Below are 13255 nucleotides of genomic sequence, written 5' to 3'. Positions count from 1 at the left end.
TCGTGGTCGTCCGCGGTCGGACGCCTCGGTTGGTTCCCGGATCGGCTCCCGGCGGCTCCTGCCCCCACTGACCTGCGGCGGAGCGGGGGCGGGCAGGGCAGGGGACGGTCACTGCGTCGGAGGTGTGTCGCGGAGCCCCTGTCGACCGCCGCCCGGTGCCGTCTCGGTGCGACCAAGGTGAGGCGTGATCGAAGTCGAATTCCTGAGCGGGCCGCACTCGCGTCCGCCGGACTTTCGTTCGACCCCGAGACGCGAGATCCTGGCAGTCCGACTGTGGACCGGCGAACAAATGCCGGCTGGTGCGCATCTACGCGCCATAGAGGCCACCTCATGCTCATGCGGCCCTCAGTCCCGAAGGAGGCCGGACGATGAATCTCCCGTCGTACCGTGACCGCAGAACAACGACAGCACCGCCGCCGCTCCCCGGCCGGGCCGGGAACGCGCGAATTCTGGGCACCGCCGCCGTGGCGGCGATGCTCCTGGCGGGCTGTGGCACGAGCGCCCCCGAGGCGGCCCCGCACTCCAGCGGCCCCGCCCCGTCCGCCGCGCCTTCCTCGCCCCGTCCGTCCCTCGCCCCGGACCTCTCCACCGCCGCCACCGCCACCGCGTGCACCAACAGCACGAAGCTGGCCGGGTGGTCGAACCGCCGGCTGGCCATGCTGACCGTCGCCGTCCCGGTGTCGGAGACCTCGGTGTCCGACGTCACCTCCGAGGTGAGCGCCGGTGCGGGCGGCGTGCTGCTGTTCGGTGGCAAGGCGCCGTCGGACCTCGGCTCCAGGCTGACCACACTGAAGACGCATGTACCGGGCCATCTGGGCCTGTTGGTGATGACCGACGAGGAGGGCGGTGGCATCCAGCGCATGGCGAACCTCGTCGGTTCCCTGCCCTGGGCCGCCTACATGGGCACGCACTGGACCCCGGCACAGATCCAGCAGAACGTCACCAAGGTTGCGACCAGGATGGCGGCCGCCCAGGTGAACATGGACCTCGCTCCGGTGGTCGACGTCGACGGCAGGAACGTGCCCCCCAGCAAGACCAATCCCGACGGTTGGCGGTCCTTCAGCGGCAGCACCTCGGTGGTCTCCAAGGCCGGTGTCGCGTACATGAACGGGTTGCGCGCCGGAGGTGTGACAGCCGTTGTCAAGCACTTCCCGGGCCTCGGCGGCTCCAGCTACAACTCCGACTTCGGCCCCGCCCGCACCCTGCCCTGGTCCACCCTGCAAAAGGTGGCCATCCCCCCGTTCACCGCGGCCATCAAGGCCGGCGCCCCGGCCATCATGGTCTCCAACAACGTCGTGCCGGGCCTGGGCACCAATCCGGCGAGCCTGTCCCCCACCGTCATCAGCTCCGAGCTGCGCGGCAAACTGGGCTTCAAGGGGCTGGTGGTCACCGACTCCCTCAGCGCCAAGGCGATCTCCGCGGCCGGCTTCAGCCTTGACACCGCCGCCGTCCAGGCCCTGCGCTCCGGCGCCGACATGGTCATGTTCGACCTGGGGGGCAACGTCGGCTCCCAGACCTCCTCGATCGCCACGGCGATCACCAATGCGGTGGCCGGCGGACACCTCGCCCGCAGCCGCCTCATCGACGCGGCGGGGCACGTCCTGGCCGTCCGACACGTGAATCTCTGCTCCTGAGTGCGAACACCCCCGAAGGAGCCCGTGACGTAATCGATTCTGCGGTGAATCCGCTGCTCGCCGCGGAGCCGTCGGCTCACGCCGCCGCGCCGGCCCCCGGCAACGTCACCGCCGTGAAAGCGGCGGACCCCTTCATGATCACCACGCATCCGAACGGCAAGTGCCTGCCGGGATCAACGTCCGCAACTGCGCCGGGGTCGCCTGGCAGTTCTGGATACTGCCGAACCCGGACCGGCATCCGGCGGCTAACGTTCGCGCATGACCGACAACGAGATACGGCTCGCCGTGGAGGGCGACGTACCCGCCGTGAAAGCCGTCACCGACGCCGCCTACCAGCACTACATCGAGCGCATCGGGGTGGTGCCGCAGCCCATGGAGGCGGACCACGCGGCGAACGTCGCCGCGGGCAAGGTGTTCGTCCTCGGGGAGCCGGTGATCGGGCTCGTCGTCATCGAGGCTCACGACGACCACCTGTTCCTCGACAGCGTCGCCGTCCGCCCCGACGCGCACGGCAAGGGGGCGGGGCGGCGCCTGCTGGAGTTCGTGGACGCACGCGCGCGTGCGCTCGCACTGCCCGAGGTCAGGCTCTACACGAACGCGATGATGTGGGAGAACCAGCAGATCTATCCGAGGTTCGGTTACGAGGTGGTGGAGCGGCGTGTCGACGGGCCGTACGACCGCATCCACTACCGGAAACGGCCGGCCTGACGGATGCCGGCGGCGTCAGCCGTCCGGCCACCAGGTGCGCGCGATGTCCTTGCGCACCTCCGGGCGTTCGGCGGGGCGCTCCTCCGCCTCCTCACGGATACGGCGGCTGTCGGTCCTCTTCAGGGGCTTGTGCACGGTCATGCGGCGCATGGCTGCCTCCTTCAGTGCCCACCCGGTTCCGTGTTCGGCACGGAGGCGGACCCTTTCGGCGAGAGTTCCTCATCGGTTCCGGTCTGTCAGTGGCGGCTGTCACGTCGGGACTGTCAGTGGCAGGTGTCACTGTGGGGGCATGACGAACGAACGTGAGCACACGGTCGCGGTGGGTACCGAGGTGGACTGGGACGCCGAGGCCGCCGCCTTCGACGACGAGCCGGACCACGGCCTGCGCGCCCCCGAGGTGCGGGCCGCCTGGGCGGCCAGGCTCCGCTCCTGGCTGCCCGGGCACCCCGCCGACGTCCTCGACCTCGGCTGCGGCACCGGCAGCCTGTCGCTCCTCGCGGCCGAGCAGGGACACCGGGTCACCGGAGTCGACCGGTCACCGGCCATGGTCGAGCGGGCCCGGGCCAAACTCGCCGGACACGACGCGGTGGTCCTGCACGGGGACGCCGCGGCCCCGCCGGTGGGGGAGCGGCGCTACGACGTCGTCCTCGTCCGGCATGTGCTGTGGACGCTGCCCGACCCCGCGCGGGTCCTCGGGCACTGGCGGACCCTGCTGCGGCCCGAGGGCCTGCTCCTGCTGGTCGAGGGCGTCTGGGGGACCCTGAGCCCGGTCGGCATACCCGCGGACCGGCTCACCGCCCTGCTGGCCCCGGTCGCCCGGCACACGCGCGTGGAGCGACTGTCCGACGACCCGCTGCTGTGGGGGAAGACCGTGGACGACGAGCGGTACGCGGTGCTGGCCACGGTGTGAGGCGAAGGCGTCGGACGACGACGTCAGGCCGACAGGTCCTCGAAGCCGCGTTCGCGCGCCAGCGCCTCCAGCTCGTCCAGGGCGGCCGAGGCCGCGGACGCGGCCTCGGGGTCCGTGCGCGCCAGCCCGCTCTCGGCGAACTCGTCCTCGTCCAGCCGCCGTACGTCCGTGCCGTCGGCGGAGCGCCACAGATCCAGGTCGAGGTCCTCGACGACCAGCTGCGTGCCGGACCGCACGGCAGGGCGCGTGATGTCGCAGTACCAGCCCTTGACGGTGCCGTCCCCGGCGCGGACCTCCTTCACCGCGTACCAGCGGTCGCGCCAGTAGTGCTCGGTGAACACGTCGCCCGGTTCGAAACGCACGAAGCCGAAGTCGCGGACGCCCTCACCCGCCCACGGGGCGCGGACGCAGACATGGACGCCGTCGTCGGACAGCAGCTCGGCCGGGTAACGGATCTTCGTACGGCCGCCCTTGACCAGGACGACCTCGACCCGGGCCGCGGGCTCAGCCGAGTACGCGGACATGGTGCACCTCCGTCGCGCAGATCTCGTACCCGAGCCATTTGTTGATCGCGATCATCGGCTCGTTGCCCGCGTCATTGCCGGTGAAGGCCTCGGTGATGCCGGCCGCACGGGCCCGGTACAGGGAGTGGGTCTTGGCGAGCTTGGCCAGGCCGCGGCCGCGGTGGGCGCGGACGGTGCCGGTCATCGCGGTGGAGTAGCGGCCGGCGCCGTCCGTGTAGGCCACGGTGAACGCGACCGGACGGCCGTCCACCACCGCGGCCGTGGTCAGCTCGTGGTCCAGCAGCGGATGCTTCCAGTTCTGCTCGAGCCAGGCGTCGTAGTCCGTGAACTCGATGGCGATGTCGCCGGGTTCGTCCAGCACCGTCGCCGCGTCCAGCTCGAACAGCGGGCGCGGGTCGTCCGCGAAGTCGGCCGCCGTGCGCAGTTCGACGCCCCGCGGGACCTCCGGAAGCGGCGGGAGGGTGCCGCCCGCCAGGTCGAGGCGGAGGAAGTGGGCCGGACGGCCGCTCCGGTAGCCGTACCGCTCGGCGAAGGCGCGGTTGCCCGGCTCGTCCAGGACCCAGCTGAACAGCTTGGTCGCGCCGAGGGCGGTGAGATGCTCCTCGGCGGCTCGCACGAGGAGCCGGCCGGCGCCGCGCCGGGTCCGGTCCGGGTGCACGTACACGTTGACGTACCCCTGGCCCGGCTCCGGGCTGTCGTGCACCAGGGCGACCTGGGCCGTGCCGATCACCTCGCCGTCCTCCACCGCGACGAGGGAGCGGAAGTGGGCGTCGGGATGGCTGTGCGTGAGCACGTGGCGGGCCGAGTCGGCGGTGAACAGGATGTACGGAAGGGTGAGATGGCGGACCCGGGCGAAGGCCTCGGTGTCGGCCGGGACGTCGGGACGCAGCTCGCGCACGATCACGGTCATAGGCAGGCACCGTACGGGGAGAGGTACCGAGGTGCCTCTCATTTTCCGCCGGGTACGGGACAATCGGCCGTGTGAGCCTGAAGATCCATATCGATGACAGCGCGCCGCCGTACGAGCAGGTGCGGGCACAGATTTCCGAGCAGGCGCTCTCCGGCGTGCTGCCGGTGGGGTACCGGCTGCCCACCGTGCGGGGGCTGGCCGAGTCGCTCGGGCTCGCGGTGAACACGGTGGCCAAGGCGTACCGGGCACTGGAGAGCGACGGGGTGATCGAGACGCGGGGGCGCAACGGAACGTTCGTGGCCGCCGCCGGCTCGGCGGCGGAGCGTCAGGCCGCGGCGGCCGCGCAGGAGTACGCGGAGCGGGTGCGCCGGCTGGGGCTGGCGGAGGAGGAGGCGTCGGCCGCCGTGCGGGATGCCCTGCGGGCGGCATATGGGGAGTAGGGGGGCGGTTACCGGAGTTCCGCGGGCTCCGGTGTCCGGGTCACCCTCAGCCCCGCCCGCCTCGCCGCCTTCCCGAACGTCACCGCGTCCTCCACCGCGGCCCCGCCCGGGTCGTTGTTGAAGTACGCGTACACGTCGTGCGTGTCGGACCAGGTCGTCGCGACGCGGTCCACCCAGGTCTCCAGACAGCGGTGGCCATAGCGCGGCCAGGGCCGGGCCCGGCCCTCGTGGAAGCGGACGTAGCCCCAGTCGGCGGTGCGCCACAGCGGGGTCACCGGGTGGGCCTGGACGTCCGCCCAGCACAGGGCGGCGCCCCGGGACTCCAGCACCCCGCGCACCTCATGTGTCCACCAGGAGTCGTGGCGCGGCTCGACCGCGACCCTCGTACGGGGCGGGAAGCAGGCCAGGCAGACGTCCAGCAGGGGCGGGTCCGCGCGCAGGGTCGGCGGGAGCTGCAGGAGGACCGGGCCCAGGCGGTCGCCCAGGCCCGCCGCGTGGCTCATCAGGCGGTCGACCGGTTCCGCGGGATCCTTCAGACGCTTGATGTGGGTCAGGTAGCGGCTGGCCTTGACCGCGACGGTGAAGTCCGCGGGCACCCGGTCCCGCCAGGCCTCGAAGTTCTCCCGGGAGGGGAGACGGTAGAACGCGTTGTTGATCTCCACCGTGGAGAAGAGCCGCGTGTACTCCTCCAGCCACAGCCGCGTCGGAACCCCCGCCGGGTACACGATGTCCCGCCAGTCCTTGTACTGCCACCCCGACGTGCCGACGAACAGGGTCATACATCCATCAAAACACCCGGAGCCGGCTTCTACAGATACAGGCCCGCGTCCGCCGCGTCCCGCGCCCCCGGCACCGACGTGGGCGCCGTGCCCCGGCGCAGCGCGTACAGCTCGGCCAGCGTCGCGCCCTCCCGGCCGACGCCCTCCTCGGAACCGAGCCAGCTCACCGCCTCCGGCCGGGTCAGCGGACCCACCTCGATGCGGGCCAGGCAGCGGCCGGGGCGGACCACGGCCGGGTGCAGGCGCTCCAGGTCCTCGTTGGTGGTGACCCCCACCAGCACGTTGCGGCCCTGGCCGAGCAGGCCGTCGGTGAGATTGAGCAGCCGGGACAGGGCCTGGCCCGCGGTGTGCTTGGCCTCGCCGCGGATCAGTTCGTCGCAGTCCTCCAGCAGGAGCAGACGCCAGCGGCCCTTGCCCGCGCTGTCCTCCTCGCCGATCGCGATGTCCATCAGATAGCCGACGTCGGAGAACAGCCGCTCGGGATCGAGGACGCAGTCCACCTGACACCAGTCCCGCCAGGAGCGGGCCAGCGTGCGCAGGGCCGAGGTCTTGCCGGTGCCCGGCGGACCGTGCAGAAGCAGCAGGCGGCCCGCGATGTCCTCCGGCGTCGTCTTCATCAGGCGGTCCATCGCCTCCGCCACGGGCGCGGTGTAGTTGGGCCGGACCTCGTCCCAGGTGCCCGCGGAGATCTGCCGGGTGGTGCGGTGCGGGCCGCGCCTCGGGGAGACGTACCAGAAGCCCATGGTCACGTTCTCCGGCTGCGGCTCCGGCTCGTCGGCCGCGCCGTCCGTGGCCCGGTGGAGGACGTCCTTGGCCAGTTCGGCACTGGTCGCGGTCACGGTGACGTCGGCGCCGCGGTTCCAGCGCGAGACCAGCAGCGTCCAGCCGTCGCCCTCGGCGAGGGTCGCGCTGCGGTCGTCGTCGCGGGCGACCCGCAGCACCCGGGCGCCCTCCGGCAGCAGGGTCGCGCCGGAGCGCACCCGGTCGATGTTGGCCGCGTGCGAGTACGGCTGCTCGCCCGTCGCGAAGCGGCCGAGGAACAGCGCGTCGACGACGTCGGACGGCGAGTCGGAGTCGTCGACGTGGAGCCGGATCGGCAGAGCGTCGTGTGGGTTCGCAGACATGCCGCCATGATCCGGCACCGATGCCCTGCGTGCACGGCATTTCCACCGCTGACTCCGCTGGAAGAACCGAAACCGCGGGCCGTCCGTGGCAGGCCGCGCCCGGGCGGCGGAGCCGCGCGTCGAGAACGGCCCCGCGCCCCTCGCGGGGTGCTGCTCCGGGTGTTCCCGAAGAACCGCCCCCGCCGTGGTTCCCGCCATTACTGTTGTCCTTGATGGGACGTCATGGGTGGTATACGGAGACTCGTCGGTGGCGGCTGACGGCCCTGCTCGGCGTGGGAGTGGCCGCTCTGGCCCTGGTGGTGACCCTGCTCAACACGCTGCCCGGGAGCGGCGCGAGCACTGCCGGCACCTCGCGCGACGGAGACAAGGTGCACGGCACGCCCGCCACCCCGCCCGGGCGTCCGCGGCCGTACGTGGGCTGGGGCTTCACCCACACCCAGTACAGCGCCGACGAGGGCAGCGACACGGCCACCGGGCGGGTCGAGACGCTGCTGTCGAAGGACGGCGGGCTGCCGCAGGACCAGGCGATCATGGGCTGGGGAGCCGACAACCCCGAGCCGGTGAAGGGGCATTACGACTTCGGGGCGATGGACCGCCGCATCGACTTCATCCGCAGGTCCGGCGGCACCCCCGTGGTCACGCTGTGCTGCTCGCCGGACTGGATGAAGGGCGGCAGAGCCGGTGTCGACAACACCGACTGGAGCCGGCCCGCCCTGGAGACGGCGCCGCGACCGCAGCATTACCAGGACTTCGCCGACCTCGCGGCGACCGTCGCCAAGCGGTATCCCGACGTACGCCACTTCATCGTCTGGAACGAGTTCAAGGGCTTCTGGAACAACGCCGAGGGCCGCTGGGACTACGAGGGCTACACGAAGATGTACAACCTCGTCTACCAGGCGCTGAAGAAGGTCGACAGGAACATCATGGTCGGCGGGCCGTACCTCGTCATGGACAGCGTCGACCCACGGCAGAAGGACAACGCCTCGACCACCCTGAGAGGTTCCTGGGGCGCCCTGGACCAGCGGGTCCTCGACGCCTTCTCCTACTGGAACAGCCACAAGGCCGGCGCCGACTTCGTGGTCGTCGACGGCTCCAGCTACACCAACGACGACGACCTGCTGCCCGACGAGTTCGGCGCCACCGACAAACTCACCGCGGTGGGCGAGTGGGTACGGCGGCAGACCCATGACCTTCCCCTGTGGTGGGCCGAGTACTACGTCGAGCCCGCCGACGGCAAGGACGAACGCCGGGGCTGGTCCGAGGCGCACCGCATCGCCGTGCACGCGGCCGGGCTGATCGCCATGGTCAAGGGCGGTGCCGACTCGGGCTTCTACTGGAACCCGGAGAAGGAGAAGGGCCCCGGCTGCCCCGGCTGTCTGTGGACGCCGACCGACAGCGCCGACGGGGGCAGGGCACTGCCCATGTACGACCTGGTGTCCCGGTTCGACAAGGCGTTCCCGCCCGGCACCAGGTACGAGACCGTGTCCGTCGCCCAGGACGACGTTCCCAACGTGCGGGTGCTGGCCAGTGACAGGACGATCCTCGTGGTCAACACCCTGGACCGGGCGATCGGCGCGCAGGTCGACGGGAAGCGGTTCGACATGCGGGCCTACGAGGTGCGGTGGCTCGACCGCTGAGCCACCGCCGCCCCGCACCCGTCACTTCATCGTCGAGAACCGCTGCACCAGCGAGGCCAGCAGCACCGCCAGCAGGGGCAGCGAGAACCAGAAGGTGCCCTGCAGCCAGCGCAGTTGCCGTACCCCGGGCCGCACCGCGACCCGCACCACCTCGCGGGTGGTGAGCAGCAGGACCAGCGCGACGGCGGCCAGCGCGCCGACCACCGACCATGGCGTCCACGTCACCTGCGGCCCGATCGGACCGGGGTTCGGCCTGGGCACCGGGCCCGCCGGCTGCTTGCGCAGCGCGTACACGGTGACGTCGTCGTTGACCAGGACCTTGGTCAGCTCCTGCCGGTTGTCCAGGTTGTGGATCAGCCGGGACTTCCAGGTCGCCGGGTAGCCCGCGTCCAGCTCCAGATAGGTGGCCTGACTCTCGTTGATCATCAGATACGAGTTCGGGCCCGCGTCCTTGAGCGCCTTGACCAGGCCCGACACCAGCACGGGGTCGGGGGGTGCGAGCGTCGGCACATAGTTCACCCGCTCCATGTCCCGCGCGCCCCACGGCATCGCCGGGGTGACGTCGTTGACCGTGTCCTGGCTCAGCCACAGCAGCCGCACCGTCGGCTTGTCATGGGCGTACACCCAGTCCATGGCCGCCACCTCGCCGGGCCGGGTCCGCTCGAACGACTCGTTGCCCCAGCGCGCCACCAGGAAGCCGCCCATCAGCAGCAGCCCGGCCAGCAGCGCGGCCAGCGGAGCGAGACTGACCCGGTCCTTCTCGCGCTCCTTCGCGGTGACGCCGGTGCGCGGGAAGAGGGCGAGGGCGGCCAGCAGGGCCGCGCCCGGCACGGCGAACATGAAGACGCGCAGCGCCATCTCGCCGCCGTAGGACTGCATACCGAAGCCCAGGAACGGCACGAAGGTGAGCACCAGCAGCGACCGCTCGCGGTACCGGTGGAAACGCCGCCGCCACCAGCCCCAGCAGGCGAAGGCCATCAGCGAGCCGGCCAGCAGCACCCGGGTGTACAGGACCAGCTTGTGTGTCGAATTCCCGCCCTGGATACGGCCGGAGACGGAGGTCTGGACATTACTGCCGACCCCGCCGACCCCGCCGAAGAGGTCGTTGAAGTGCCCGGACCAGTACGGCTCGGCCATGAAGCCGACCCAGGCCGCGACCAGCACCGCGAACAGCACGGGCAGGCCCCGCAGCTCGGACCGGCCCAGCATCACCAGGGCCGCGAGCACCCCGAGCATCACGAACGGGGTGAGCTGGTGCGCCGGGACGCTCGCCGCGTACAGGCCGATCACCACCATGAGCAGCACGGCCCGCTGGCGCCGGTCGGTGGGCTCCGCCTCGGCCTCGCCCGGACGGAACCTCGCCCAGATCACGTGCGGAGCACGGAACCAGACCAGCAGGATCGCCACGAAGACGAGGTAGAGGAGATAGGTGAAGCCCTGCGGGGAGAAGTAGTCCTGGCCGACCCAGCCGCACAGCACGAAGAACCAGACGCCCGTCCACTTGGCCCGCCAGCTCGCCCGCAGGGAGCGGGTCAGCAGGAGCATCGGGGCCAGATAGGCGAGTTGGACGGCCGTCGGCCACCACCGGATGATCTCGGTGAAGTCGCCGATCCCGCACGCCCGGGCGGTGAACGCGGCCGCCGCGAAGAAGCCCGGCCAGCTCCAGCGGGCGTCCAGGTCCGGTACGGCGGACCCGGTGCGGTCGATGTAGTCGATGAAGCCGAGGTGCTGCCAGGCCGTTGCGAACCGCGGCTCGGTCTCCAGCACCGCGGGCAGCGCGTGCAGCGACACCACGGTCGCCAGCAGGGTGACCAGCAGCAGGGCCCGGTGCTCCCGGCGCAGCCAGAGCAGCGCGGCGAACACCGTGATCAGCAGGCCCGCCCCCACCAGCGTCGGCAGCGGCAGCACGGAGATCAGGCCGAGCCCGCCCATCCGGTCCAGATCGGCCTCGCCGAGCCGCAGCGCGGGCACCCAGTACAGCAACAGCGCGGCGATCAGCAGACAGCCGAGGACGAGACCGGAGCGGGTGGGCACCAGGCGACCCGGCGGCTCGGGCGGCGGTGGCTCATCGGGTACGCCGTCTTCCCCGGCGGCGCTCTCGGGTGCCGTCTCCTCGCCGAACGGCGCGTCGACCACCGCTTCCCTGAAGAGCGCCGCCTCGGCCGGGCCGAGGGACGCCTCGGCGCCCGGTTCCGGCCCCTCGGCCGGCAGCCGTACGGGTGTGCCGGTGGGCGGGGTGCCGGGGCCGGGGCGGACGTCCGGCCGGCGTTCGAGGTGGTCGAAGTCGACGTGGATGCCGAGGGCGAGGGTGTCGCGGTCCAGCGCCCAGGCCGGACTGTTCCGGTGCGCCGGGGCAGCGGCCGGAGCCTCCCGTGCCCCCAGGTCGGAGAGGTCCCCGTCCGGTGCCGCCGTCTCCGCGGCGGCCTGCGGTACGGCCCGGACCGTCTTCCACAGCCTCGGCGCGGCGATCGCCACGATCACCGCGAGACTGGAGATCTCGGCGACGCCCGCACCGGTCAGGCCCATCCGGGGCAGGAGCAGCAGTGTCAGCCCGAGCACCAGCACGCACAACAGGCCCTGCAGCCAGGCGAGTCCGGAGGTGCGGCTCTGCGCGCGCAGCACCGCGAAGTACGTCTCCATCACGACCCGCAGCAGCGCGCCGACCGCGAACCAGCGCAGCAGCGGGGTCGCCGCGTGCGCGTAGCCGTCGCCGAAGACGCCGAGGATCCAGGGCGCGCCGACGAACAGCACGCCCGCGATCGGCAGCATGATCCGGGCCATCCGCTTCAGCGCGGCCCGGGTGTTGGCGGCCAGCCGCCCCGGGTCGTGCGAGCCCTCCACCGTCAGGGACGCGCCCATGTTGATGGCGAGCAGGTTGGTGGTGCCGCCGATGGTGGTGGTGATGTAGAAGTAGGCGTTGTCCTCGGAGCTGACCTGCGAGGCGATGATCACCGGGATGAGGTAGACCACGGCGAGCGAGAAGAGCGAGCCGGTGTAGTCCCCGGCGAGGAACCGCCCGATCTCCTTCAGCGTCGGCGGCTCGGCGCGGTCCTCGGTGGCCTTGACGTGCCGGGGCACCAGCCGCCGGAACACCAGCCAGCCCAGCGGCACCACCGAGGTGGCGATGGCGGCGACCCAGGAGACGAAGACGCCGGCGGTCGGGATCGCCACCGCGAACGCGACGAGCAGCCCCAGCTTCACCGCCGAGAACACGGTGTTGCCCACCGGCACCCAGGGCGCGCTGCGCAGCCCGGTCAGCACGCCGTCCTGGAGCGTGAGCAGGTTCCAGGCGATGACGGCCGCGATGAACCCGAGGCCGTTCAGCGGCCCGTGCAGGAAGCGGTACGACGGCCCCCACACGTCCAAGGTCATCAGGAACACGCCCGCCGCGAGCGCCACGATCAGCGAACTGCCCGCGTAGGTACGGAAGATGAGCCGGCCGGTGCGCTGCCCGGACACCGGGATGAAGCGGGCCAGGGCGCCGGTCAGGGTCACCGCGGTCAGCCCGGCCAGCAGTTTCATCGCGGCGATGGCGGCCGAGCCCTGCCCGACCGCCGATTCGGAGTAGTAGCGGGCCGCGGCCAGCCAGAAGCCGAGCCCGAGCACGGCGGAGATGCCGGTGTTGAGCATCAGCGCGTAGGCGTTGCGGAACAGCTGGTCGCCGCCGGGCGAGCGGCCCATCCCGGGCAGCCGGATGCGGCGCCCCGGCTGCTCGGGCGCCCGGCTCTCGGGCGACGCGGCCTCGGTTGTGGTGGTCGTGTCAGACACGGGAACGGATGGCCTTCCGGCGGACCTGGCGTGCTCTGCGGACGAGGGCGTACCCCTTGGTGAGGGCGCGGTCCCTGGCGAAGTTACGGGCGATGGCGCGGCCTTGGAGCAGCCGCTCGAACTCCTCGACGCCCGTGCCGCGGCGGACGGTGACGCGCTGCAGGGCGTACGGTCCCTGCCGGCGGCGGGCGAGACCGTTGCCGACGGCGAGTGCCTGGGTGTATCCGGCCTCCCGCACGGCCCGGCGGACCCGGCGACTGGAGTAGCCGTACGGGTAGGCGAACGAGACCGGGCGCGAGCCGAGTTCGCCGGTGACGATCTCCGTGCTGCGCACCAGCTCCGAACGCAGGGCGGCGTCGTCGAGCTGGTCGAGCTGCGGGTGGCTGTGGCTGTGCCCGCCGATCTCGATCCCGGCGTCCGCGAGCTCGCGCACCTGCTGCCAGTCGAGCATGGTGTCCAGGGCGCCTCCGGTGTCGTAGGCGCCCTTGATCCAGCCGGTGGAGACGAACAGGGTGGCCGGGAAGCCGTGCTCGGCGAGCACGGGCAGGGCATGGCGGTGGACGCCCTCGTAGCCGTCGTCGAAGGTGATCAGCACCGGCCGCTCGGGCAGCGGGCGGCCGGAGCGCCAGCGCGTCGCGAGGTCGGCGGTCGTCACCGGGGTCAGGCCCAGGTCGCCGACGAGCGCCATCTGTTCCGCGAACGCCTCCGGGGCGACCGACAGGGCGCGGGTGGCGTCGCCCGGCGCGGTCGCCACCGCGTGGTACATGAGGATCGGTACGGCTGTACCGCTCATGGGCGTTCCCCCTCGATCCGTACGCCCG

General features: G+C 71.9%; 12 protein-coding genes. 5 read left to right on the top strand and 7 right to left on the bottom strand.

The annotated features are described in order from the left end of the window. The first annotated feature begins 368 nt into the window (after positions 1-368). Together AVL59_RS35405 and AVL59_RS35400 are read left to right on the top strand one after the other, a co-directional pair. Positions 369-1634 carry a glycoside hydrolase family 3 N-terminal domain-containing protein gene (locus AVL59_RS35405; protein WP_159400178.1) on the top strand — a complete coding sequence of 422 codons (1266 nt, stop codon included), beginning with the start codon at positions 369-371 and terminating at the stop codon, positions 1632-1634. Between the two features lie 258 nt (positions 1635-1892). After that, entirely contained in the window at positions 1893-2342 is a 450-nt protein-coding gene (locus tag AVL59_RS35400; protein WP_067312889.1) for a GNAT family N-acetyltransferase, read from the top strand. 15 nt (positions 2343-2357) lie between these two features. On the opposite strand, the gene AVL59_RS55765 is transcribed toward AVL59_RS35400, so the two are convergent. Next, complete coding sequence (locus tag AVL59_RS55765) at positions 2358-2492, bottom strand: hypothetical protein (RefSeq protein WP_099053175.1); 135 nt, start codon at positions 2490-2492, stop codon at positions 2358-2360. Between the two features lie 139 nt (positions 2493-2631). On the opposite strand from AVL59_RS55765, the gene AVL59_RS35395 reads away from it, so the two are divergent. Next, positions 2632-3252 (top strand): class I SAM-dependent methyltransferase, encoded by a 621-nt coding sequence (locus tag AVL59_RS35395; protein WP_067312887.1) that lies wholly within the window; start codon positions 2632-2634, stop codon positions 3250-3252. 23 nt (positions 3253-3275) lie between these two features. On the opposite strand, the gene AVL59_RS35390 is transcribed toward AVL59_RS35395, so the two are convergent. Next, positions 3276-3776, bottom strand: a complete 501-nt coding sequence (locus tag AVL59_RS35390; RefSeq protein WP_067312886.1) for a ribonuclease FAU-1 family protein — start codon at positions 3774-3776, stop codon at positions 3276-3278. Further along, positions 3757-4686 (bottom strand): GNAT family N-acetyltransferase, encoded by a 930-nt coding sequence (locus tag AVL59_RS35385; protein ID WP_067312884.1) that lies wholly within the window; start codon positions 4684-4686, stop codon positions 3757-3759. Before AVL59_RS35385 ends, AVL59_RS35390 begins: the two co-directional genes overlap by 20 nt. A gap of 71 nt (positions 4687-4757) precedes the next feature. Here AVL59_RS35385 and AVL59_RS35380 point away from each other — a divergent pair, with 71 nt between their 5' ends. Continuing rightward, on the top strand, positions 4758-5126 hold the full coding sequence (locus AVL59_RS35380; protein ID WP_067312882.1) for a GntR family transcriptional regulator: 369 nt from the start codon (positions 4758-4760) through the stop codon (positions 5124-5126). 8 nt (positions 5127-5134) lie between these two features. Here AVL59_RS35380 and AVL59_RS35375 read toward each other — a convergent pair whose 3' ends face one another. Further along, a complete protein-coding gene (locus AVL59_RS35375; protein WP_067312881.1) occupies positions 5135-5905 on the bottom strand; it encodes a DUF72 domain-containing protein in 771 nt (256 codons plus the stop codon). A 29-nt stretch (positions 5906-5934) separates the two neighbouring features. Further along, entirely contained in the window at positions 5935-7029 is a 1095-nt protein-coding gene (locus AVL59_RS35370; protein WP_067312879.1) for a DUF5925 domain-containing protein, read from the bottom strand. A gap of 212 nt (positions 7030-7241) precedes the next feature. On the opposite strand from AVL59_RS35370, the gene AVL59_RS35365 reads away from it, so the two are divergent. Further along, positions 7242-8666, top strand: a complete 1425-nt coding sequence (locus tag AVL59_RS35365; RefSeq protein ID WP_067312878.1) for a GH39 family glycosyl hydrolase — start codon at positions 7242-7244, stop codon at positions 8664-8666. A gap of 21 nt (positions 8667-8687) precedes the next feature. Here the strand turns inward: AVL59_RS35365 and AVL59_RS35360 are convergent, their stop codons facing one another. Together AVL59_RS35360 and AVL59_RS35355 are read right to left on the bottom strand one after the other, a co-directional pair. After that, a complete protein-coding gene (locus AVL59_RS35360; protein ID WP_067312876.1) occupies positions 8688-12434 on the bottom strand; it encodes a lipopolysaccharide biosynthesis protein in 3747 nt (1248 codons plus the stop codon). Further along, positions 12427-13227: a polysaccharide deacetylase family protein gene (locus tag AVL59_RS35355; RefSeq protein ID WP_067312874.1), complete on the bottom strand. Its 801-nt coding sequence runs from the start codon at positions 13225-13227 to the stop codon at positions 12427-12429. Before AVL59_RS35355 ends, AVL59_RS35360 begins: the two co-directional genes overlap by 8 nt. Positions 13228-13255: the final 28 nt, after the last annotated feature.

This window comes from Streptomyces griseochromogenes, assembly GCF_001542625.1.
Classification (GTDB): domain Bacteria; phylum Actinomycetota; class Actinomycetes; order Streptomycetales; family Streptomycetaceae; genus Streptomyces; species Streptomyces griseochromogenes.
This window is presented reverse-complemented; position numbering and strand designations above follow the sequence as displayed.